The sequence below is a fragment of the Adlercreutzia muris genome (assembly GCF_008831045.1).
Taxonomy (GTDB): Bacteria; Actinomycetota; Coriobacteriia; order Coriobacteriales; family Eggerthellaceae; genus Adlercreutzia; species Adlercreutzia muris.
The window spans coordinates 56,249-78,134 of sequence record NZ_WAJS01000009.1 but is presented as its reverse complement, the minus strand read 5'-3'; the positions used below and the strand labels follow the sequence as shown (position 1 = coordinate 78,134).

The window sequence follows — 21,886 nt, the reverse complement described above, 5'->3', positions numbered from 1 at the left end:
GGGGCGCCTAGCGGCTCTCGTCGGCGGCCGGCAGGTCGCGCTCGGACCAGGCCGTGAGGAGCTCCTTCTCCCGGGCCTCCATCACTTCGGCCTCCTCGTCGACGATGTGGTCGTAGCCGCACAGGTGCAGAAGGCCGTGGACGAGCAGCAGGCTGATCTCCTGCTCGAAGGAGTTGCCGTACTCCTCCGCCTGGGTGGCGGCCACGTCCGGGGCGATGATGATGTCGCCGAGCTCGTAGACCGGGCAGCCCTCCCCGTCGGCGGCGGTCATGTCGTCGGCGATGTTGTCGCACTCGAAGGACAGCACGTCGGTAGGCCCCTCGATGCCGCGGAAGCGCTCGTTCAGCTCGGCGATGGTGGCATTGTCCACGAAGCTGATGGACACCTCCGAGTTGGCGGGCTTCCCCTCGTCCTTCAGGACGAACTGCGCCAGCGACGCCAGGGGAAGCTCGGCGAGGCGGTCTTCGCCGTGGTTGAAAGTGATCAGGATGTCCATGGGAATCAGGCCTTTCCCGTCGCGCGCTCGTAGGCGGCCACGATGGTGGCGACAAGGGAGTGGCGCACGACGTCCTTTCCGGTGAGATCGCAGAACGCGATGTCGTCGATGCCCTCCAGAATGGAGCGCACCTGCACGAGGCCGCTTATGCCCCGTGGAAGATCGATTTGGGAGATATCGCCGGTGACGACGATCTTTGCTCCGTTGCCGAGGCGGGTGAGCGCCATCTTCATCTGCTCGGGGGTGGTGTTCTGGGCCTCGTCCAGAATGATGAAGGCGTCGTTCAAGGTGCGGCCGCGCATGAACGCGAGGGGCGCGATCTCGATGACGCCGGTCTCGATGAGGAAGGACGCCTTCTCCATATCGAACATGGAGTACAGGGCGTCGTAGAGGGGGCGGATGTAGGGATCCACCTTCTCGAAGAGGGTGCCGGGCAGAAAGCCCAGGTTCTCGCCGGCCTCCACGATGGGACGGGACAGCACGATACGGCCCACTTCCTTGCGCTTCAGGGCCGCCACCGCCATGGCCATGGCCAGATAGGTCTTGCCCGTGCCGGCGGGCCCGATGGCGAAGGTGACGGTGTTCTCGCGGATGGCGTCCACGTAGTGCTTCTGGCCGGCGGTTCTCGGGCGGATGGCTCGGCCGCGGTAGGACAGCAGCACGTCGTCGCGCAAAGCCGATGGGGCGAACTCGGCATGGCGCAGAAGCTCGATGGCGCGGCGCACCGAGTCGGCATCGGGCGCCTCTCCCCCCTCGGCCTGGCGGAACAGGTCGGTGAGCAGCGCCGTGAGCTGCTGCACCTCGATAGGGTCGCCGGCCAGGGACACCGTATTGCCCCGCACGGTGATGCGGGCATCGAAGGCATCCTCCATCTGGTGGAGTATCCCGTCGGCCTCACCCACTACAAGCGCCATGTCCACATCGGCGGGCGCTGTGAGCGTTGTCTGCTTGGAATCAGTCATGTTCTTTATTGTACCTCATCTTGTGCGCTTGCAACAGAACCCCTCGGAAACAGGGCATGAGGCGGCCCCTACCCAGCGGTGCGCTCCTCTTCCACGAGGTTGATGAGCTCCTGCTGGGAGTGAACCTCGAACTTGCGGTAGACGGCCTTCACGTGGCTCTTCACCGTCTCGTCGCCGATGACGAGCTCCTTGCGAATGAAGGCGCGATTGCGGCCGCGGGCCAAGAGCTGGAACACGTCCTGCTCGCGGGAGGTCAGGCGGTGGCGCCGGGCCAGGGCCTCACAGGCCTCGTCCAGTCCTGTCCCTGCAGCAGGCCGCGCCTCCTCTTCCATGGGGCGCACGAAGCCCCAGCCCGTGGAGGCGGAGCGGTTTCCGAACACGAACAGGCTCACGAGCAGGATGAGGAAGATCACGAGGGCGGCGAGCATGGCCAGGGACAGATCGCTCGCCAGGAAGGGGTGGCTCACGTCGGCCGCCACGGATCCGGCGAACTGGCCGAGCTGGATGGCGAGCAGGCCCCAGGCGGCCATCCAGGCGGCGGGCACCTCCTCGCGAGCGGCGAGCACGGCCCAAATGGCCCACAGCACGATATAGAAGTACTGGTAGCCGAACTGGTGCACCGCCGTTCCGATGATGGAGAGGGGCTCGTGCAGGGGCAGGAAGAGGAAGCCCGCGGCCATGGCCGGCAGGGCCACCTGGTAGGTGAGGTGGTCGAAGTCCATCTTGAACACGGCGCTGGTGATGTAGAAGGCACCGGCCGCCCCCACGATGGCCACGATGTTGAGAAGGTCGCGCAGATTGATCCACCCCGCCCCCACGGGGGCCATGAGCCCTTTCATGAGCCCGAAGGACAGGCCGAAGAAGAAAGCCACGAGGATCATGACGAGAGGCAACCGCGCTGCAACGGGCAGGTTGCGGTACTTCTGGGGCACCCGGGGCAGGCGACGTGCCTGGCGCCGGTAGCAGGCGATGCTCATGAGGGGAAGGGCTGCCACAGCGAGGTGGGCGGCGGTTGCGGGTAGGGCAAGCAGTACGCCGTAGGCCCCTGCGGCCATGATGATGGCGGCAACGAAGACCCGCATGAGCCGGCGCGGGCCGTACTCCACGAGCCGTTCGCCCCACAGCACCACAATGCCACCGCTACCCACGCCCGTCAGAACGGCTCCCACTAAATAAAGGGTGGGCGCCGAGCTCGGATCCACGAGGCCTGGCAGCAGGGAGACGCACAGAGTGCCCAGCGCGGTGAGAACCGCCGCTTCCCAGGGCACGACTCGCAACTCCGAGAGGGGGTTGCGCACGCGGGCAAGCAGCAGAAAGGCCGCGATGGACACCACGTTGGCGAGCAGGGACACGACCCAGAGCGGTTCGAGCATGGTGCCCGGAGTGAAGGCAGCGGCGCCCAGCTGCGCTCCCTCCTCGTAGAAGCGGCTGCTCCAGAACACGCACCAAATCCACGCCCAGTGGGCGGCGAAGCCGAGCACGTCCGGCGAGAGCCAGTGCTCCCGAGAAAACTTGTTCTTCATGGTCTATCCCTCCGCCGACATTATAGGGGTTTGGAAGTCGCCTCCCCTCAGAGCCAGGAAAAACGTCTCCCCCTGGGAGGGGGATATTGGGTATGAGGGAGACGTTTCCCCCTGCCGACGGGGAGATTCACCCGAGCCTTTGCGCTTGAATCGGATCAGCTGCCCAGCGCAGCCGGCAACGCTGCCGAGGGCCCCGCCGAAGGGAGCGGGGCGGGGGCGATGTCGCATTCGTGGCGCCGAGCCTCGGATGGGGAGGATTCTTAAAGGAGGAATCATGACCAAGGAACAGAGCAAGAGCGGCCTTTCCCGCCGCGCATTCTTCGGTCTGGGGGCTACTGCGGCCGCCGGGGCTGCCGTGGCCGGGCTCGCGGGCTGTGCGCCCCAGACGCCCGCCGAGAGCGCCGCAGGCGGCGAGACGCTGTCCCAAACCGGCGGCATGCCCATGGCCGACAACGGCGCTTCGGCCGGCCCCGACACCCAGGGCCTGCACAGCTGGGAGATCGCGCCAGAGCCCATTCCCGCCGACGAGATCACCGCGACCGAGGACACCGACGTGCTCGTGATCGGCGCGGGCCTGGGCGGCTGCTGCGCCACCCTGGCCGCTCTGGAGGAGGGCGCGAAGGTCATCACCATCGACAAGAACAGCGAGCAGGCCATCGCCCGCGGCGTGCATATCGCCGGCTTCCACACCAAAGTCCAGGCCGACCTGGTGAAGCAGGGCCTGCTGGAGGAGCCCGACTACGTGCACGTGGTGCGTCGCTGGATCAACTGGGCCCAGGGCCGCGTGAAGGAGCCGCTGCTGTGGGAGTACGCCCGCAAGTCCGGCGCCTGCTTCGACTGGCTCTACGACATCGCCAAGGCCCAGGGCCTGGAGGCGCTTTTGTGGGACGGCTACTACAAGGGTCCCGACTACACCGAGTATCCCGTCACCCACATCTTCTACAAGGAGGGCATGCTGGAGGAGACGGTGAACTTCACCTTCTACCAGGGTTCCGGCGTGGGCGACGTGTACGGCAACGCCGTGCTCGTGCCCGCCCTGTACGATGCCATCGCCGCTAACGGCGGCGAAATCCGCTGGGAGACCAAGTCCGAGCGCCTCGTGCGCGACGGCGAGGGCCCGGTGACTGGCGCCATCGTGAGCACCCCCGAGGGCATGGTGCAGATCAACGCCAAGTCGGTCGTCATTGCGTCGGGCGACTACGCCGCCGACGACGAGATGTTCCAGTACTACGCTCCCATGACTGCCTACGCCATGGACGCCCGCTACTACAATCCGCCGGACTGCGACACCGGCGACATGCACAAGCAGGCCATCTGGATCGGCGGCGCCATGCAGCGAAGCGAGCCCCACGCGGCCGTCATGCACCTCGACTTCGGTGCGGCCTCCTACGGCTTCCTCCATGTGAACTGGGAGGGCAAGCGTTTCAAGAACGAGGATGTGAACACCCAGTCCAAGTCGGTCACCAAGGCCCTGCAGACCCAGAAGGAGGCCTGGACCATCTACGACGCCAACGGCCTTAAGGCCGTGAAGCAGCAGATGGATGCCGGTCTTGGCGGCGGCCTGCAGTGGGGCCAGCTGACCCAGCCCGTGGGCGGTGAGTACAACCTGGAGGCCCAGGAGATCGTGCTTCAGGGCGAGATCGAAAGCGGGCTTACCCAGACAGCCGACACCCTGGAGGAGCTGGCCGGCCTCATGGGCGTGCCCGCCGAGAACTTCGTGGCCACCGTGGAGCGCTACAACGAGCTGTGCGATCTCGGCAAGGACCTCGATTTCGGCAAGCGCCCCGAGGTGATGGCCAAGGTCGTGGAGCCGCCGTTCTATGCCGGCAAGCTGGAGGCCGACCTGCTCACCATGTGCGGCGGCCTGCGCACCGATCTGGAGACCCACGTGCTCGATGCCAACGACCAGCCCATCGAGGGCCTCTACGTCTGCGGCTCGGCGGCAGGCGACTTCTTCGGCGCGGGCGACTACCCCACCTATGTGCCCGGTATCGGCCACGGCCGTTGCGTGACCTTCGGGCGCATGGCTGGCATCAACGCCGCCGGCGGCAACGCTGACGAGAAGATTCCGGACTTGGATCTGTTCGCCTAAGGCAACCTCGACTGGGACGAACCCAGCCCTGCCATACCCTCCCTCTTGAGCCCCGCAGGCACCAAAGTCTGCGGGGCTTTTGCCGTTTGATGCCCAAGACGTATGATGCACTTTGGTTGACGAACTATCTCGAAATTGCACGAAATCGCGAGTTATGAGCGTCTGAGGGCGTTCCGGCACGCGAGATCTGCGACATTAGAGGTTGCGGCGATATTCTGACCAGACGTTTTCGTGGAAGGTGCCGTGGGATTCAGCTCTTCGCCGGCCCCGAGACGCTCATAACTCACGATTTCGCGCAGAAACGGGGGTGTTCGCCGACCGAAAGAGGGATCCTCGCAGAGCGCAAGCCGTAATTACGGGTGCCCCTTGCTCAAGGGTGTCTCGACCCCCGTGGCTACCCTATTTTAACCGGGACAAGAGAGCCGATGGCGGCACCGGCGGGCGCGGGCATCTCGTGGTAGCTCTCGGTAGTGGCATGGCCAGGGCGCTCCACGAGGGCGAGCTCGACCGCGCCCGCACGCGCGGCGTGGTCGGCCGCGGCCAGTTCGTCGGTCAGGGTGCGCAAGCGGGCCGCCCGGGCGGCCTTCTCCCCGGGAGGCACCTGGTCGGGGCGCTCAGCCGCCGGCGTTCCCTCGCGCCGCGAGTACGGAAACACATGAATCTTCGCGAAGCCGACGTGGCGGGCCAAGGCGCAAGTGTCCTCGAAGTCCTGCTCGGTCTCTCCGGGAAAGCCCACGATGATGTCGGTGGTGAGCGCTATTTCGGGCACCATGGCCCGCAAGTAGTCCACGAGCTGGCGATACTCCTCGGCGTCGTAGGGGCGGCCCATCTCCCGCAGCACCTTTGACGAGCCCGATTGCAGGGGCAGGTGCAGATGGCGGCAGAGGCGCCCCCTGGCCTCGGCGAGAAGGCCGATGAGGTCCATCGACACGTCCATGGGCTCGACCGAGCCGATGCGGAAGCGGCAGGGCGGCTCGCCCGGCGCGTGCAGCTCGGCCGTCTCGGCGAGCAGGCGCCGGCAGAGGTCGGCCAGATCCAGGCCGTCGGCGTCGTAGGATCCCAGGTTGATGCCCGTGAGCACGATTTCCCGCACCCCGGCCCGCGCCAGGGCTACGGCCTCGGCCGCCACCTCGTCGGCATTCCGGCTCGTCGCGCGGCCGCGGGCCACGTGCACGATGCAGTACGTGCAAGCGTTGTCGCAGCCGTCCTGTACTTTGATGCCGATACGCGTGCGCCCGTCGGCGGGCAGCACCGCCTCTGCGCCCTCAGGCGCCGCGAGCCCGGCAGCGCGGTTGCCGGTAGAAGGAGCCGGCCTCTCGGGTGCAGCCAGCTCGCCCTCTTCCGCCGTGTGGTCATCGCGCTGCGCGCGAGTATCGAGGGGGGAGCCCCCCGCGGGAAGTCGTGACGGAAATGCGCCCTCTTCCAAATAGAGCGCCATAACGGCTTTCGGGACTACGGTCACGCGGCTTCCCAGGGCCTCGTATGACGCCGCATCGATTTCCGTTGCGCAGCCAGTAACGACAACGGGCGCTTCCTCGTTGGCGAACAGGGCGTGGCGCACGGCCTTACGGGTCTTCTTCTCGGCCTCGCCGGTGACCGTGCAGGTGTTTACCACGATGAGGTCGGCCTCGGCCACAGGCGACGGCGCTCCCCCGCGTCCGGCGAGCAACCGCTCGAAGCCATCGGCCTCCACGCGGTTCACCTTGCAGCCCAGGTTCACCACGGCGAAGCGGAAGGCGGCCCTACGCATCGGCGATCTCCGCCGACGGGAACATCGCCACGAAGCCCTCGGCCGCTGGCGAGGGGGCCGGGAGAACCGTCCCCGCATCTTCTTCGACCCGCTCGATCTCAGCCCTCTCGGGGCCGTTCCCCATGGCGCCGAGCTCGTAGAGCGCCAGGGCCGGGGCCACGATGCCCGCCGTCTCGGTGCGCAAGATAGAGGGCCCCAGCGTGACGAGGCGGGCACGGGGGTTGCTCGCCAGAAGCGCGCGCACCTCCTCTTCGGCCAGGCCGCCCTCGGGGCCCACCACCACAGCGATGCGGGCATCGGCCGCAGGGGTGCGCGTGGCGGCGAGAGCGCCCTGGATCGCTTCGCGCAGGCTCGCGCTGCCGGGTGCCTCCTCCCAGCACACGAGCACGGCCGTGGCGCCGTCGAGCCGCGCGCAGGCCTCCCCCACGGTCGCCGGCTCGCTCACCTCGGGAATGCGAGCCTGCCCCGACTGCATGGCCGCGCTCTTGGCGATGGCCCACCATCGCTCGGTCTTGGCCGCGGCCTTCTTGCCGTCCAGCTTCACCACCGAGCGCCTGCAGGTCAGGGGCACGAAGGCCGCCACGCCCACCTCGGTGGCATGGCGGATGACCGTCTCCATCTTGTCGCCCTTGGCCAGGCCCTGGAGCAATACCACCTGAGGACCTTCCGCGGGCGCCTCCTCGTGACGGGCGATGGAGACGAGCGGCAACCCGTTGGAGATATCGATGATCTCGCACTCGAAGTAGTCGCTTGCCCCGTCGATGACGGCGATATGCTCGCCCGCAGTCAGGCGCAGCACCTTCGCGTGCTTCACGTCGTCGGCCGCCAGCCGCAGCGGAAACACCGCCTCCGTCTCGGCAGCGAGCACCTGGTTTTCCAAAAAGAAGCGCGGAAGCGACATGAACGACTCCCCTATTCGAAGATATCCCGCAGCTTCTGCAGCGGCGAGCGCTTCTCATCCACGGTCTCGCCCATCTCGGCGGCCAGCTCCTCCAAAAGCTCGCGCTCGCGCTTGGAGAGCTTCGTGGGAATCTCCACGTCGATGTGGGCGAACAGGTCGCCCCGCACGTCGCTCTTCAGGCGCGGCATGCCGAAGCCCTTTACGCGCACCACCTGGTCGTTCTGACATCCCTCGGGGATCTTCACCGTGACCTTCTCGTCCTCGAAGATGCCGTCGATCTCGATATCGGCACCGAGGGCCGCCTGCACCATGGGCACCACGAGCTTGCAATGCAGGTTATCACCGTCGCGCTCGAAGAACTCGTCCGGGGCGATGCGCACGGTGACGATGAGGTCGCCGGCCGGCGCGCCCTGCATGCCCGCCTCGCCGAAGCCGTGGATGCGCAGCTGCTGGCCGTCGCGGATGCCCTTGGGCACCTCCACCGATACGCGCTGGCGGTCGGGCACGCGGCCCTGGCCCTCGCACTCGGGGCAGGGGTTCTCGATAATGGTGCCGGTGCCGTGGCATTCGGGGCACGTGGTGGCCGACTGCATGTCGCCGAGGAAGGTGTGCTGCACAGTGACGACCCGGCCGCGGCCGTCGCATTCAGGGCAGGTGACCTCCTTGCCGCCCTCGCCGAGGCCCGTGCCGTCGCAGTCGGGGCACGGCGCCAAGCGATCATAGACGATCTCCTTCTTCTCGCCGGTGGCCGCCTCCTTCAGGCTGATGCGGATGCCCACGCCCATGTCGCGGCCGTCCTTGCGCACCTGGCGTCCGCCCCCGGCCGCCGCGCCGCCGAAGAAAGTGGAGAAGATGTCGCCCATGCCGCCGAAGCCGCCGCCTCCGAACAAGTCCTCGAAGTCGATGTTCACGCCGCCGTAGGGGCCCGCGCCGCCCGCAGCCCCGGGCACGGTGCCGAAGCGGTCGTAGGCGGCCTTCTTCTGCGGATCGCTCAGCACGTCGTAGGCCTCGTTCAATTCCTTGAACTGGTCTTCCGCATCGGGCGCCTTGTTCACATCCGGGTGCAGCTCCCGGGCGCGGTGGCGGAACGCCTTCTTGATCTCGGTTTCGGAGGCGTCGCGGGAGACGCCGAGGATTTCGTAGAGGTCCTTCGTTGCGGCCATAGTGGAACGTCTTGCCTTTCTGATGGGTCGTACAAAAGTCGGTGGCGCCGCTAGTCGTCGCAGAGCACGCTCTGGGCGGCGCGCACGGCGCGGATAGCATTGCCGTAGTTCATGCGGGTGGGGCCGATAACGGCGACGACGCCCTCGCTGTCGCCGCGGCCGTAGGAACAGGCCACGATGGAGATGCCGGCCAGCTCCGAGGCAGGGTTCTCCCGTCCGATGCGCACCATGACGGGGCTTTCCCCCTCCACCGTGTCGTCGAAGGTGTGCAGGAGCACTTCGTCGTCCTCGAGTACCTCCATGACCGGCAAGAGCGCCTTGGCGTCGCTGAACTCCGGTTGGCGCAGAAGAGACGAGATGCCGAGGCTATGGGCCCGGTTCCCGTCGCTCACGCCGAGGCACTCCACCACCTCGTCGATGACGAGCTGCACGAGGGGATCGCGCAGGGCCTCAATGGTGCTCGCGTCCAGAGAGCGGCGCACATCCCGGGCCGACTGGCCCACGAGCAGCCGGTTCAGCAGGTTCTGGGCCGCCGCCAGCTCATCGGAGGTGACCTCTTCGGAGAAGGCGACCGTGCGGTTGGCCACCTGGCCGTCATCGGCCACCACGATGATGATGGCCTGCCACACCGACAGGGACACGAGGGTGATCTGGCGAATGCGGCCGGCGAAGACCGAGGGGGCCATGACGATGGAGAGGCAGTCGGTGAGCCGCGCCAGGGCGGCGGATGTGCGCTCCATGAGGGCATCCAGTTCGCAGGCGGCGCCGCGCAGCTCGTCCATCATGGCGGGATGGGGCCGCTCCTCCTCGGCGAGGCCCGACGAGAGCAGCTCGTCGACGAAGGTGCGGTAGCCGGCATCGGTGGGCACACGGCCGGCCGAGGTGTGGGGCTGCTGGATGAAGCCCGCGTCCTCCAGGGCGGATAGGTCGTTGCGCACCGTGGCCGGGCTCACGCCGAGCCGGTGGCGCTCGGTGAGCGTGCGCGATCCCACGGGCAGTGCGTACTCGATGTAGTCCTCGATCAGCGCGCGCAGCACCCTCTGGCGTCGCTCCGACAGCATGACCGCTCCTTTCGCTTCCCCGCCGGCGCCCCCTGCGGGCGCGCCGTTGTTGACGCTATTTTAGCAACCAAGCGGCGAGAGTGCTAACGAAAGGGCCGATCTCGACGCAAGCGACACATGGGAGCAGGCGGAAGGCGCACAGGGGCCCACGACTCCCGCCGCCCGACCCAGACGGCACCGGGCGGCCGCGGCCACGGCCTCAGGGCGCCAAATCCAGCAGGCGGCCGTAGAGCTCGTTGCCGCAGAGCCAGCCGCGCTCGGTGGGGCGCCAGCGGCCGTCCCGGTGCTCGGCGAGGCCGAGGGCCGCCAGCTCGTCGAAGGCGGCCCCTACCGCCCCGGCGCCGATGGTCGCCGCCGCCCGGGCGATGCGCTCGTCGGAGACGCCCTGGGCCATGCGCATGGCCAGCATGAGGTCCTCGGCGGCCATCTGCCGCGCGTTCAGGTCGTCCACCACGCGCCCGTCCTGCACCCGCATGCGGCGCTCGGCGTTCTGGGTCATAGTCGCCGCCGAGCGGCCGAGTCCCAGGTAGGGCACGCCGGTCCAGTAGGCGGTGTTGTGGCGGCTCTCGAACCCGGGGCGGGCGTAGCTGGCCACCTCGTAGCGGATAAAGCCGGCCTCCCCCAGGATGCGCTCCGCTGCCTCCATGCACGCAGCCTCCACATCGTCGTCCGGCTCGGCCATCTCGCCGCGCATCACAGCGGCATCGAAGGGGGTGCGGGGCTCGATGGCGAGCGGGTACACCGACACATGGGTCACGCCGAGGGCCACGGCCTCGCGCACCGAGGCCTCGAAGGAGGCGAGGCTCTGGCCGGGGATGCCACCCATGAGGTCCACCGACACGTTCCGGAACCGCTCCTGGGCCATGCGCACCGCCGCCCGGGCCGCCTCGGCGTCGTGGGCGCGCCCGAGGATGCGCAGCACGTCGTCGTCGAAGGACTGCACGCCGATGGAGAGCCGGTTCACCCCGAGCGCCCAGATGTCGCGCACCATGGGCGCGGTCAGGCTCTCCGGGTTCGCCTCCATGGTGCACTCCACCTCGGGTTCCAGGTGCATGGCCGTGGAGAGCGCGTACAGCAGCATGGACAGCCGTCCCATGCCGATGTGGCTCGGCGTGCCCCCGCCGAGGTACACCGTCTCTATCTGGCCGAGCTCGCCCTCCTTCGAGGCGCGGCGCAGCTGGAGCACGAGCGATTCCACGTACTCGTCGATGACCGGCGAGTCGCGCTCGGTGGCCGCGGTGGCGAAATCGCAGTACCCGCATCGCTTCACGCAGAAGGGAATGTGCAGGTAGAGTGCTTTGTAGGGATCATAGGGCATAGAATAGTCTCTTTTCTAGCAACGCAGCTGACGCGACACCGGGTGCCTCAACCGAGCGAGTTCCGCAGCGACGAGAACAGGACTAGATGTCCTGTTCTCCAAAGCGAGGACTGTCTGAGCGAATTGAGGTATCCGGCGGCGCGTCAGCGGACAGATCACGAGTGCTCCTGGGCAATGAGCAGCAAGTCGTCGAACACTTGGTTGAAATCGTCGAGCGTCGTGCAGTAGTTGATGCGCCCGCGGCCCGCGGCGGCGCCGGGCAGGCCCGCCATATACCACATGGCGTGCTTGCGCATGCGCACGATGTTGCGCCCCTCGCGGTGGGTGAGCAGCTCGGCGTGGCGGCGGGCCATGGCAATGCGCTCCTTGACGGTCGGCGGTGCAGGTTCCGGTACCCCCGCGAGCGCAGCCTGCACCTGGGAGAACAGCCACGGGTTGCCCTCGGCGCCCCGGGCGATCATCACGGCATCGCAGCCGGTTTCCGCAGCCATGCGCACCGCGTCGGCGCCCGAGCGCACATCGCCGTTGCCCACCACGGGCACGCCCACCGCCTCCCGTACCCGGGCGATAACGCCCCAGTCGGCGGCGCCGCGGTACAGTTGCTCGGTATAGCGCCCGTGCACCGCCACGGCGTCGGCGCCAGCCTCTTCCATAGCCCGAGCGAAGGCTGGGGCCGTCTCATCGCCCTCGGCCCAGCCGCGGCGAAACTTCACCGTGACGGGGTGCTCCACGGCCCCCCTCACGGACCGCACGATGGCAGCGGCCAGCTCGGGCTCCCGCATGAGGGCCGAGCCGTCCCCCTTCGACACGATCTTGCGCGCAGGGCAGCCCATGTTGATGTCCAGATAGGCCAGGCTCTCCCCCATCTCCTGCTCGATCCAGGCAGCCTGGGAGGCCATCACGTCCGGCTCGTGACCGAACAGCTGCACGGCCACCTGTTTCTCGCCGTCGGCCAGGGCCAGCAAATGGCGCGTCTTCTCGTTGGCGAAGGAGAGCCCCTTGGCCGACACCATCTCGGTGAAGGCCATGTCGGCGCCGGCCTCGCGGCACAAGGTGCGAAAGGCGATGTCGGTCACGCCGGCCATGGGGGCCAAAAGCACCCGGTACTTCCCGAACAGTCCGTCCATGGCCTACGCCTGCCCCGAGCGTAGGGAAGCGAGGAGCGCGCAAGGGGCGCCGACGGGGGCCGCTTCCCATACTGCGGTCGCACCGACGGGGGCCGCGTATATGCCGAACGCCTTTCCCATGGCAGCCTACAGGATGCCGAACAGCAGCAGGGCCGCCATGGCGAAAAGCCCGATGACGACGAGCAGGCACCCTACGCCGACCAGTCCCTTTGATGCGCCGGACATGGCCATGCGCTCGCGCTCCTCGGCGATCTTCTTCTCGTCGAAGGGGTCGTTGAGCCAGTCGTATTCCTCGTTCGTATTCTTCGCCATACCTTATACCTTGTGGACGCGTTCGAAATGCAGTGTAGAATAGCGAACAGTTTAACGGATGGCCGCCTGACGGCGGGCGAATACACGAGAAGAGGAGACAAACGTGAAAGTACTGCTCATCAACGGGAGCCCGCGCATGCAGGGCAACACCAACCGCGCGCTGGAGGAGGTCGCAGCGGCCCTCGAGGCCGAGGGCGTACAGACCGAGCTGGTCTGGATCGGCAACAAGGAGATCCGCGGGTGCATCGCCTGCGGCATCTGCGGGAAGAAGGGCGATAACCGCTGCGTGTTCGACAGCGACCCCTGCAACGGGCTCATCCAGAAGGCCGCTGCGGCCGACGGGCTCATCGTGGGGTCGCCGGTGTACTATGCCGGGGCGGCCGGCACGCTCGTCGGGCTGCTCGACCGCATGTTCTACGCCGGCGGCTCGCTTCTGCGCTTCAAGCCCGCGGCCGGCATCGCCGTGGCGCGACGGGCCGGCACCATCGAGGCGGCTGACCAGATCAACAAGTACTTCCAGATCAACAACATGCCCGTGGTGCCGTCGAGCTACTGGAACATCGCCTTCGGCCGGGTGCCGGGAGACGTGGAGGGCGACGGCGAGGGCCTGCACACCATGCGCACCTTGGGTCGCAACATGGCCTGGATGCTGCGCTGCATCGAGGCCGGGCGCGAGGCCGGCGTCACCCCACCCGAGATAGAGCCCAAGACCTGGACCCACTACGTGCGCGAGGACGTGCTGGAAGGCTAGGGCACTCGCGGCGCTCCGGGCAATCGCAAGGCGGCCTCGGCCAGACGGCGGGGGCCGCCTTGCCCTGTGGGCGCCAAGGCTCACCGCTTCCCATCGAACGAGCGAGGCCGCCCCACGGAGCGGCCTCGCTGCTACTCGTCCACCTTCAGGATGGCCATGAAGGCCTCCTGGGGCACCTCCACGTTGCCGATGGCCTTCATGCGCTTCTTGCCGGCCTTCTGCTTCTCCAAGAGCTTGCGCTTGCGGGTGATGTCGCCGCCGTAGCACTTGGCCAGCACGTCCTTGCGCTTGGCCTTCACGGTCTGGCGCGCCAGCACCCGCCCGCCGATGGCCGCCTGGATAGGCACCTCGAACATCTGGCGCGGGATGATCTCCTTCAGCTTGTCGCAGAGCACGCGCCCACGGTCGTAGGCCTTGTCCTTGTGCACGATGAACGACAGGGCGTCGATGGGCTTGCCCGACAGCAGGATGTCCAGCTTCACCAGCTCCGAGGGCTTGTAGCCGTCCATCTCGTAGTCGAGGGAGGCATAGCCCTTCGTGTTCGACTTCAGCTTGTCGAAGAAGTCCAGGATGAGCTCGGACAGGGGAATCTCCCAGAGCATCTCCACGGTAGTCTGGGACAGGTAGTTCATGGTGACGAAGTTGCCCCGCCGCCCCACGGCCAGGTCCATCACGGCGCCCACGTAGTCGGGCGGGATGAGGATCTTCGCCTTCAGGTAGGGCTCCTCTACGTGATCGATGGAGCCGGGGTCGGGCATCTCCTGGGGCGAGTGGAGCGAGACCATCTCGCCGCCCTTCAGATACACGTGGTACTCCACCGAGGGGGCCGTGGCCAAAAGGTCAAGCCCGAACTCGCGCTCCAGGCGCTCCTTGATGACCTCCATGTGCAGAAGGCCCAGAAATCCCACGCGGAAACCGAAGCCGAGGGCGTGGGAGGTCTCGGGCTCCCACACGAGGGCCGGGTCGTTCAGGGACAGCTTCTCCAGGGCCTCCTTCAAGGGCTCGTACTGGTCGCCGTCGATGGGGAACAGGCCCGTGAACACCATGGGCTTCGCCTCGCGGTAGCCGGGCAGCGGCGCGTTCACGCCGCCGGCGGCCAGGGTGATGGTGTCGCCCACCTTCACCTGGCTCACGTCTTTGAGGCCCGTGACCAAATAGCCCACCTCGCCCACGTAGAGCGCCTCCTCGGGCACCTCCTGGGGGTGGCGGGCGCCCACTTCCTCTACGAGGGTCTCGGTGCCCGTGGCCATCATGCGGATCTTGTCGCCCTTCTTGATGGAGCCGTCCACCACGCGGATGAGGGCCACCACGCCGCGGTAGGCGTCGAAGTAGCTGTCGAAGATGAGGGCGCGCAAGGGCGCCTCGCCGTTGCCCTCGGGTGCCGGGATGTTGTAGACCACGGCCTCCAAGAGGTCGTGGACGCCCACACCGGTCTTGCCGCTGGCGAGCACCGCGTCGTCGGCGGGAATGGCCAGGCCGTCCTCGATCTCGGCCTTCACCCGCTCCGGCTCGGCGGCGGGCAGGTCGATCTTGTTGATGAGCGGGATGATCTCCAGATCGGCGTTCATGGCCAGCATGGCGTTGGCCACCGTTTGGGCCTCCACGCCCTGGGTGGCGTCCACCACGAGCACGGCCCCGTCGCAGGCGGCCAGGCTGCGGCTCACCTCGTAGGTGAAGTCCACATGGCCCGGGGTGTCGATGAGGTTCAGCTGGTAGGTCTCGCCGTCGTCGGCCGTGTAGCTCACGCGCACGGCCTGGCTCTTGATGGTGATGCCGCGCTCGCGCTCGATGTCCATGGAATCGAGCAGCTGGGCCTGCATGTCGCGCTTGGCCACGGTGCCCGTCAGCTCCAGGATGCGGTCCGAGAGCGTGGACTTGCCGTGGTCGATGTGCGCGATGATCGAGAAGTTGCGGATATGGGACAGTTCGTGGGTCATAATGGCTTTCTTATCGCGGTCGGTTCCTGCGTATGTGTGCGTCTCGCGAAGAATTGCCCCTCCCGGGCAGATTTCTTCACGGTGCTGATGCGAATCTTTGGTATTCTACCGCATTGTGTATCCAGCGATACGCACGCGCGGTGATTCCACCGCCAAATCTGCAGACGTGGCTGCGCTTGAGAGATTGCGATTGCTGGCGGCCTTCCGGGCTCAGGGCCCGGGGCTGAGAAAGCGGGCAAATCCCGCCGCTTTCCATTTCGCACGATGCCCGGGCGGGCTTTACCGCTGCGCGTTCGTGTCGTTGGATACCGCAAGGAAAAGGGATCTGAAACGACCGAACCAGAAAGGGCTAGCAATCATGGCTAACATCAAGTCCCAGAAGAAGCGCATCATCACCAACGAGAAGCGCCGCATGCGCAATCGCGCCGTCAAGAGCGAGCTGAAGACCGCGACCCGTCGCGTGAAGGACGCCGTGGCCGAGGGCAATGGCGCCGCGGCCTACGCCGCCGCCTGCGCTGCCTGCCGTCTGATGGACAAGGCCGCCTCCAAGGGCGTCATCCACAAGAACCAGGCCGCCAACCGCAAGAGCGGCATCATGGCCCTGGCCAACTCCGTGGCCACCGCCGAGGACAAGGCCGCTTACGTGAAGCCGGCGCCCAAGGCCCAGAAGACCGGCTCCAAGAAGGCCGCTGCCAAGGAGGCCCGCAAGGCCGCCATGGCCGAGGCTTCCGCCGAGAAGGCGAAGCGCCGCGAGAAGCAGCTGAAGGAGGAGAAGAAGGCCGCTGAGCGCAAGGCCAAGGAGGCCGAGGAAGCCGCCAAGGCCGAGGCTGAGGCCGCTGCCGCCGAGGCTGCCGAGGGCGAGGAGGCCCCGGCCGAGGACAGCGCCGAGTAACCCGCGCAGCCAGCCCAGATGCGAGAGGCGCCGCCCTTCAGGGCGGTGCTTTTTTATGGCCCACCGCCCCCGCATCCCGAAGGGCGGCGTTAGCCCTGGATGCGAGTCAGAGCCAGGTTCTTGCGATCATAGGGCATGCGGAAGTAGTACTCGTCGCCGCAGATACCCTGGAGGATGCGCCCCTGGCGCACAAGGTAGACGAGGTGGGCCAAGGTCTCTCCCATGGAGAAGAACTTCTGATCGAGGGGCCAGCTTCCCCAATCGGGATAACGCCATGTGGCCTGCTGTGAGATGGCGACGATGTCGTCGCAGCCGCCGCGGACCAACCCGTAGATCTCCTCAAGGCGCTCTTCATGATGGCGGAGCAAGAAAGCGACGCGCTCGGCGAGACCGGTGAAGGGCCGTCCGTGAGCCGGCAGGATGAGATCGACCTCAAGATCGGCCACCTTGCGCAGGCTGTCCATGAATTGGGCCAGGGCGTCGACGGCGGGAAACCACGAGGAGACAGCCGGCGTGATGCGCTCCAGCACATGATCCCCCGCGATGAGGAGGCGCGCCCGGGGCTCGTAGAGGCAGATGTGCCATCGGTCGTGCCCCGGGGTCTCGATGACCCGAAAGGCGTAGGGACCCGCTTCGACGGTGTCTCCCTCGGCCAGGTAGGTGAAGGAGGGATAGGTTTCCAGGGGCAGCAGCTCGGCGGAGACGTGGAGCCGCGGGCCCTCGTCGGTGAAGGTCATCTCCCGCTGCTGCTCGAGGGTGGCCGCTTGGAGAAGCAGCGGGCCGTAGATCGCCTCCTCCAGGGCCATGAGGTTCTTCACTTCCTGGAAGGAATGGAGATGGGCCTGCACCGCCATACCGGAACGCCAGATGCGGTCGAGATTGCCCGTATGGTCGGGATGGGAGTGGGTGAGCACGATGCGCACGCCGTCCCAGGAGCGGCCGAGGGCCACGAGGGCGTCATCGAGAGCTCGCTCGCAGTCGGGGTGGTTGAAGCCCACGTCCACGATGACGGTCTCTCCCCCGCTTCCCAGTATGAAGTAGGAGTTGACAGCCTTGAGCGGATTGGCCGGCAGGGGCACTTTCACCAGATACAGATCGGGAAGCACCGCCACCGGCTCGCCGAAGCCGGCCCGCTGGTAGCGGTCGTCGAGGTCGGCGATCAGGGTATCGAGGTCGGGCACGGGGATGTTCCTATCGTCTCAAGGTGTCGACGAGCCAGCCGTAGAACACCTCATCGGGGTCGGCGCCGCTCTTCATGGCCCGCTCGGCATCGCGGGAGCTGACGAGAGCCGCCCGCAGCTCGGATGGCGAGAAGTTGCGGGCCCAGGCGCCATGGCTCTTCACGCGCCAGTCGGGCAGGTGCAGCAACTGTCCGACTGGCGTGCCCCCGCGGCGGGCAGCCGATTGGGCCGCCATGAGCTCACGGATGCGCGTGGCGCACATAGCGATGAGGGCATGGGCCGAAGTGGACTCCATCTGGGAAAGCAGGGCGAGGCACTTCGCCAGGTTCCGCTCGGCGAAGGCGGCCGTGAAGTCCCAGGGCTTCACTTCCGAGGTGCGGGCCACCAGGCTGCGCACCTCCCGCTCGCCCACGGCATCGGTGCCGCTGTGGGCCAGGGCGATCTTCTTGAGCTCGCTGTCCAGATGCACGGTGTTCTCGCCCACGAGTTCCACCAGAGCGCCGGCGGCCCCCTCGGTAAGGACGATGCCGTGGCCGGTGGCCATGGCCCGCACCCGTTTGGGCATCTCCCAGCTCTTGGGCGGCGTGCAATCGATGACGGCCTTGGGGCCGAGGCCGGCGACGGCCTTGTACAGCCGCGTGTTCTTCGCCAGCTTCTCGGCCTCCAGGGCCAGCACTGTGGACTCGCTCGGCGCGGCCAGGTAGGAGACGAGCTCCTCGGAATCGGCCTTCTTGAGCTTCTCGGCATTGCGCACGTAGACGAGGCGCACCGGGCTCGCGAAGGGCATGGTGTTGCAGGCGGCGGCGATATCGGCGCCGGCCGCCGTCTCGCCGTCGAAGTCGTCGGCGTTGAAGGAGAGGTCCCCCAGGGCCGACAGGCGCTTTCGCAGGCGGGCGATGACCGCCTCGCGCTTGAGGGCATCCTCGCCGACGGCCAAGTAGGCCGCCAGCAGCTGGTTCTGTTCGCTTTCATTGCTCATGGCCCCATTGTACCCGAAGGCGGTGGGTCGGCGCCCTTCTGGGTCGTGACGGAGAGCTTCTCCATGGAGAATGCAATGGAGGCATCCCCCACCTCGTCGCTGCAGAGCACCTGCGCCCCGACCGCCGTCAGGGCATCGAGCACCTCCGGTGCCGGGTGCCCGTAGCGGTTGGACTGGCCCACCCCGACGAGAGCCACCGCCGGCGCGAGGCGGCGCGCCAGATTCTCGTCGAGGCTGCTACGGGAGCCGTGGTGGCCCACCTTCAGCACATCAACTCCTTCGGGCGGAAGCATCGCCGCCATGGCCTCCAGCTCCTCCGCCTCGGCATCGCCGCAGAAGAGCGCCGTCCAGTCGGCCTCCCCGTCCCCGTCGCCGTCCCACAGGCACAGGAAGCTGAGACTGTCGCCGTTGCCGCCCTCGTCATCGAAGGCATCCGGCCAGACCACTTCCAGCGTGAAGCGGCCGCAGCCCACGGCGTCGCCCACCGAGAGCCCCTCGATTCCCCCGGGATAGGCCTCTCCCTCGGCCTCGGCCACCAGCTCCGTGCAGTTCTCGCAGGGGCAGGAGAGCAGGTCGTCGGCCACGAGAAGGCCGCCCACGCGGGTCACATCGCCGAGAGCCTGGAGAGAGCCGCAGTGGTCGTCGTCGGCATGGGTTATGGCCACGCGGTCTATGCGATGGACGCCCTGGCGGGCGATGGCCTCCTTGAGCAGCCCGTCGCGATTGCCCGTATCGATGAGGAGCGTGGCTCCCTGGCTGCGCAGGAGGAAGGCGTCCCCCTGGCCCACATCCAGCATGACGATCTCGTCAGGGCCGGCAGCCAGGGCCGGGGACGCTGTCGCGGCCAGAAGGAGGGCGGCCAGCGCTCCCACGACCCCGCCGACGGCCCGTGCCCGCACCACGGGCCACCAGACCCACAGTCCCCCGACGAGGATCGTCGAGAGCGCGACCATGGGAAGCGCCTCGACATCGACGGGCAGGCAGCTGCCGGGCGCCCGGGCGAGCACGGCCACCACTGCCTCCAGGGGTCGCGCAGCTGCCACGGCGCATCCGACAGCCGCGGGGGCGAGCGCGGGCACCAGACACGCGAGCACCACTGCTGCGAAGCCCCCAGTGCAGGCCAGGGCGAACAGAGGGGCCGCCATCACGTTGGCCACGGGCGCGAGGAGCGGCACCTGGGAGAACAGGGCCGCTGCATAGGGCTGGGTGGCCAGGGCCGAGGCCACCGTGAGGACCACGGGCTCCACCACCAAAGAGCGGAGGCGCTTCCCGCGCCCTGCCGCGACCGAGGAGAGCAGCGGTGCGAGCAGCACGATCCCCAAGGTGGAGCCGGCCGACAGGGCAAAGGAGGCCGAGAGGGCGCAGGACGGATCGAGGCCCACGAAAACGACGAGACAGAGCCCGAGGGCGTTCAGGGCAGAGCTGCGCCGGTCGGCGACGAGGGCCAGCAGCGCCGTCGTGGCCATGACCGCCGCCCGCAGAGCCGACACCGGCATGCCGACGCATCCCACGTAGGCGGCGAGAAACAGGGCCGTGACTACGGCGGTGGCCCGGCGCCCGAGGCGCGCAAAACGCAGGAGCTGGGCCACGAACATGGTGACGAGGGACAAATGGGCCCCCGATACGGCCACGAGATGGGCGAGCCCTACGGTTTGGAACGGGGCGTAGCCGTCCGCAAGCTCCAGCGGGCCGCGATAGCCGCAGACGAGGGCCTGTACGAGGGCGCCCCCACGACCCCCGTGCTCCGCCACCGCCGCAATGGCCCGCTGGCGCAGGGTGCCCAAGGGAGGCGCCTCCCCTTCCCGTTCCCAAGCGGTTGACGAGATCGATCCTGCCAGGCCTCCATTCCAGAAGAAGTCGCGGGATTCCTCCGCCGGCTCGCGAAAGGAGCCCTCGACCCTAACCCGGTCCCCTTGGAGCAGCCCTGCGCCATCCTCAGGCAGGTACAGTCGCACCGGCACCACGACCCCCGAGCCGTCGCGGGCTCGCGCCTCGGCCTGCCAGCCGAAGTCCCCGGGCTTCGCGTCGGTTGTCAAGGTGCAGTGCCACAGGCCCGCGCCATCGCGAGCGGCGGCAGACCCCCCATGGAGCGTTGCCGCGCCCGCGCAGGAGGAGGCCGCGGCAACGAGCAGGGCCAGAAGCGCCACGGCCCCCAAGGGTGCCGTACCGCGCCGCAGCAAACATGCCGCCACGGCAACGGCCGCCGCGAGCGATGCGGTGCCACCAGCAACGAGCGCCTTCGTCGAAGCTCCCGCAAGCGCCGGCCATAGCAGGGCCGTGGCTCCCCACAAGACGAGGCCCGCAACCAGCAGCGGCGGCAGATGGGGCCGGGGCGGCCGAAGATCCTCCCCCATCATAGACAGATGCGATCTCGCAGAGCCTCGATCTTCTTGTCGCCAATGCCCGAGACGCGCTTGAGGTCCTCGGGCGAGGCGAAGGGACCGTGGGCCTCGCGCTCGGCGATGATCTTGGCCGCCGTGACCTCGCCGATGCCGTCGAGGGTCTCCAGCTCCGCTGCCGTAGCGGTGTTGACGTTGACTCGCTCATCGCCCGCAGCCGCCCCCTCTCCTCCTGCCGGTGAATCCGCGGCACCGGGCACATCGTCGGGGCCCGGTATGAGCACTTGCTGGCCATCGGTAAGTCCCTGGGCCAGGTTCACCCCGGACGAGCGCGCATCGCCGGTCATGCCGCCGGCAGCCTCTACGGCATCGACGACGCGACTGCCCTCCGGCAGGTAGTAGACACCGGGGGCGGCCACCTCCCCGTCCACATGGACGCACAGCATCGTCTCGGACCCTGCGCCGCCAAGGGACGCCTCCCCGCTCCGTGAATCTCCCTCGTTGCCGCCCTCAGCCTCTCGTTCCGCCGAGATCGTCTCCCCCTCTCCCGCCGCCGCCTCCGCCCCACTGGCGTCCTCCCCAACAACGGATCTCTCTTGCGCGGAGATCACCGCGACAACCTCGCCCGCAGCGGCGGGAGACGCCAGGGCGAGGACGGCCGAGGCAGCCACGACGCCCAGCACGACGACGATGCCGATGAGAATCGGCTTGCGCACAGCAGTGAGGTGGAGGCGGGCGCAGATGCCCACGGCTTGATCTTGGAAGGCCACGGTTTCTCCTTAGAACGACCGGCCCCACTCTACCAAGCGCAAACCGCACTTATGTCGCACCTTGACCGCACCTCGCTCCTGCCGCGCGCCGCCCCGGCGTCTCCTGAAATCCCGCGCTATTCGCCCCCAAGCCGTCCCCGAAGCCCGCCCCGCTCATCTCCGATGCACCCCGTAGCCTCGCGCTATTCGCCCCCGAGCCGTCCCCGCGCCTCTTCCTCCGTTCCGAAGCGTCTTCCTCACTGGGCAGCGAGCCCGGGGCCGCGTGACCCGAGCGGCGCCTTCCACAGTCGTCGGAAGTCGACCCCCGCCCCACGCAACAAGGGCGGCAGCCG

General features: G+C 67.8%; 18 protein-coding genes. 3 read left to right on the top strand and 15 right to left on the bottom strand.

The genetic code is table 11. The annotated features are described in order from the left end of the window. Positions 1-7: 7 nt before the first annotated feature. From ybeY to F8D48_RS04205, 3 genes are all read right to left on the bottom strand, one after another. Positions 8-496 (bottom strand): rRNA maturation RNase YbeY, encoded by a 489-nt coding sequence (gene ybeY / locus F8D48_RS04215; protein ID WP_135970575.1) that lies wholly within the window; start codon positions 494-496, stop codon positions 8-10. Positions 497-501: 5 nt separating this feature from the next. Next, positions 502-1,458, bottom strand: a complete 957-nt coding sequence (locus F8D48_RS04210) for a PhoH family protein (RefSeq protein ID WP_151430080.1) — start codon at positions 1,456-1,458, stop codon at positions 502-504. Between the two features lie 68 nt (positions 1,459-1,526). Beyond that, complete coding sequence (locus tag F8D48_RS04205) at positions 1,527-2,981, bottom strand: helix-turn-helix transcriptional regulator (RefSeq protein ID WP_151430079.1); 1,455 nt, start codon at positions 2,979-2,981, stop codon at positions 1,527-1,529. A 274-nt stretch (positions 2,982-3,255) separates the two neighbouring features. Here F8D48_RS04205 and F8D48_RS04200 point away from each other — a divergent pair, with 274 nt between their 5' ends. Further along, on the top strand, positions 3,256-5,073 hold the full coding sequence (locus F8D48_RS04200; RefSeq protein ID WP_151430078.1) for an FAD-dependent oxidoreductase: 1,818 nt from the start codon (positions 3,256-3,258) through the stop codon (positions 5,071-5,073). A gap of 394 nt (positions 5,074-5,467) precedes the next feature. Here the strand turns inward: F8D48_RS04200 and F8D48_RS04195 are convergent, their stop codons facing one another. The 7 genes from F8D48_RS04195 to F8D48_RS04165 form a co-directional block, all read right to left on the bottom strand. Then, on the bottom strand, positions 5,468-6,823 hold the full coding sequence (locus F8D48_RS04195; RefSeq protein WP_151430077.1) for a MiaB/RimO family radical SAM methylthiotransferase: 1,356 nt from the start codon (positions 6,821-6,823) through the stop codon (positions 5,468-5,470). Further along, complete coding sequence (locus tag F8D48_RS04190; protein ID WP_151430076.1) at positions 6,816-7,724, bottom strand: RsmE family RNA methyltransferase; 909 nt, start codon at positions 7,722-7,724, stop codon at positions 6,816-6,818. Before F8D48_RS04190 ends, F8D48_RS04195 begins: the two co-directional genes overlap by 8 nt. A gap of 11 nt (positions 7,725-7,735) precedes the next feature. Further along, positions 7,736-8,887, bottom strand: coding sequence for a molecular chaperone DnaJ (gene dnaJ, locus F8D48_RS04185; protein ID WP_151430075.1), 1,152 nt, complete (start codon positions 8,885-8,887; stop codon positions 7,736-7,738). Between the two features lie 50 nt (positions 8,888-8,937). After that, a complete protein-coding gene (gene hrcA, locus F8D48_RS04180) occupies positions 8,938-9,948 on the bottom strand; it encodes a heat-inducible transcriptional repressor HrcA (RefSeq protein WP_151430074.1) in 1,011 nt (336 codons plus the stop codon). Positions 9,949-10,147: 199 nt separating this feature from the next. Next, a complete protein-coding gene (gene hemW, locus F8D48_RS04175; protein ID WP_151430073.1) occupies positions 10,148-11,266 on the bottom strand; it encodes a radical SAM family heme chaperone HemW in 1,119 nt (372 codons plus the stop codon). A 155-nt stretch (positions 11,267-11,421) separates the two neighbouring features. Then, positions 11,422-12,393: a tRNA dihydrouridine synthase DusB gene (gene dusB, locus F8D48_RS04170; protein ID WP_151430072.1), complete on the bottom strand. Its 972-nt coding sequence runs from the start codon at positions 12,391-12,393 to the stop codon at positions 11,422-11,424. Between the two features lie 126 nt (positions 12,394-12,519). Continuing rightward, entirely contained in the window at positions 12,520-12,705 is a 186-nt protein-coding gene (locus F8D48_RS04165) for a hypothetical protein (protein ID WP_135970565.1), read from the bottom strand. A gap of 103 nt (positions 12,706-12,808) precedes the next feature. On the opposite strand from F8D48_RS04165, the gene F8D48_RS04160 reads away from it, so the two are divergent. Continuing rightward, positions 12,809-13,456, top strand: a complete 648-nt coding sequence (locus F8D48_RS04160; protein ID WP_151430071.1) for a flavodoxin family protein — start codon at positions 12,809-12,811, stop codon at positions 13,454-13,456. Positions 13,457-13,587: 131 nt separating this feature from the next. On the opposite strand, the gene lepA is transcribed toward F8D48_RS04160, so the two are convergent. Then, positions 13,588-15,393: a translation elongation factor 4 gene (gene lepA / locus F8D48_RS04155; RefSeq protein WP_135970563.1), complete on the bottom strand. Its 1,806-nt coding sequence runs from the start codon at positions 15,391-15,393 to the stop codon at positions 13,588-13,590. Positions 15,394-15,751: 358 nt separating this feature from the next. Between lepA and rpsT the strand changes: the two genes are divergently transcribed. Beyond that, positions 15,752-16,285: a 30S ribosomal protein S20 gene (gene rpsT, locus F8D48_RS04150; RefSeq protein ID WP_028026289.1), complete on the top strand. Its 534-nt coding sequence runs from the start codon at positions 15,752-15,754 to the stop codon at positions 16,283-16,285. Positions 16,286-16,374: 89 nt separating this feature from the next. Here rpsT and F8D48_RS04145 read toward each other — a convergent pair whose 3' ends face one another. The 4 genes from F8D48_RS04145 to F8D48_RS04130 are packed head-to-tail and all read right to left on the bottom strand — an operon-like array spanning position 16,375 to position 21,554. Next, positions 16,375-17,466 carry an MBL fold metallo-hydrolase gene (locus F8D48_RS04145; RefSeq protein WP_240806217.1) on the bottom strand — a complete coding sequence of 364 codons (1,092 nt, stop codon included), beginning with the start codon at positions 17,464-17,466 and terminating at the stop codon, positions 16,375-16,377. 10 nt (positions 17,467-17,476) lie between these two features. Continuing rightward, a complete protein-coding gene (gene holA / locus F8D48_RS04140) occupies positions 17,477-18,445 on the bottom strand; it encodes a DNA polymerase III subunit delta (protein ID WP_151430069.1) in 969 nt (322 codons plus the stop codon). Then, positions 18,442-20,802, bottom strand: coding sequence for a DNA internalization-related competence protein ComEC/Rec2 (locus F8D48_RS04135; protein ID WP_151430068.1), 2,361 nt, complete (start codon positions 20,800-20,802; stop codon positions 18,442-18,444). Before F8D48_RS04135 ends, holA begins: the two co-directional genes overlap by 4 nt. Next, positions 20,799-21,554, bottom strand: coding sequence for a ComEA family DNA-binding protein (locus F8D48_RS04130; RefSeq protein ID WP_151430067.1), 756 nt, complete (start codon positions 21,552-21,554; stop codon positions 20,799-20,801). The genes F8D48_RS04135 and F8D48_RS04130 overlap by 4 nt, the downstream gene beginning before the upstream one ends. Positions 21,555-21,886: the final 332 nt, after the last annotated feature.

Excerpts from the sequence above, each read along its gene's own strand:
- rpsT (WP_028026289.1), top strand. The coding sequence starts at position 15,752 with ATGGCTAACATCAAGTCCCAGAAGAAGCGCATCATCACCAACGAGAAG.
- F8D48_RS04200 (WP_151430078.1), top strand. The coding sequence starts at position 3,256 with ATGACCAAGGAACAGAGCAAGAGCGGCCTTTCCCGCCGCGCATTCTTC.
- F8D48_RS04195 (WP_151430077.1), bottom strand. The coding sequence starts at position 6,823 with ATGCGTAGGGCCGCCTTCCGCTTCGCCGTGGTGAACCTGGGCTGCAAG.
- dusB (WP_151430072.1), bottom strand. The coding sequence starts at position 12,393 with ATGGACGGACTGTTCGGGAAGTACCGGGTGCTTTTGGCCCCCATGGCC.
- dnaJ (WP_151430075.1), bottom strand. The coding sequence starts at position 8,887 with ATGGCCGCAACGAAGGACCTCTACGAAATCCTCGGCGTCTCCCGCGAC.
- F8D48_RS04135 (WP_151430068.1), bottom strand. The coding sequence starts at position 20,802 with ATGATGGGGGAGGATCTTCGGCCGCCCCGGCCCCATCTGCCGCCGCTG.
- F8D48_RS04165 (WP_135970565.1), bottom strand. The coding sequence starts at position 12,705 with ATGGCGAAGAATACGAACGAGGAATACGACTGGCTCAACGACCCCTTC.
- ybeY (WP_135970575.1), bottom strand. The coding sequence starts at position 496 with ATGGACATCCTGATCACTTTCAACCACGGCGAAGACCGCCTCGCCGAG.
- F8D48_RS04210 (WP_151430080.1), bottom strand. The coding sequence starts at position 1,458 with ATGACTGATTCCAAGCAGACAACGCTCACAGCGCCCGCCGATGTGGAC.
- F8D48_RS04205 (WP_151430079.1), bottom strand. The coding sequence starts at position 2,981 with ATGAAGAACAAGTTTTCTCGGGAGCACTGGCTCTCGCCGGACGTGCTC.
- hemW (WP_151430073.1), bottom strand. The coding sequence starts at position 11,266 with ATGCCCTATGATCCCTACAAAGCACTCTACCTGCACATTCCCTTCTGC.
- F8D48_RS04190 (WP_151430076.1), bottom strand. The coding sequence starts at position 7,724 with ATGTCGCTTCCGCGCTTCTTTTTGGAAAACCAGGTGCTCGCTGCCGAG.
- hrcA (WP_151430074.1), bottom strand. The coding sequence starts at position 9,948 with ATGCTGTCGGAGCGACGCCAGAGGGTGCTGCGCGCGCTGATCGAGGAC.
- holA (WP_151430069.1), bottom strand. The coding sequence starts at position 18,445 with ATGAGCAATGAAAGCGAACAGAACCAGCTGCTGGCGGCCTACTTGGCC.
- lepA (WP_135970563.1), bottom strand. The coding sequence starts at position 15,393 with ATGACCCACGAACTGTCCCATATCCGCAACTTCTCGATCATCGCGCAC.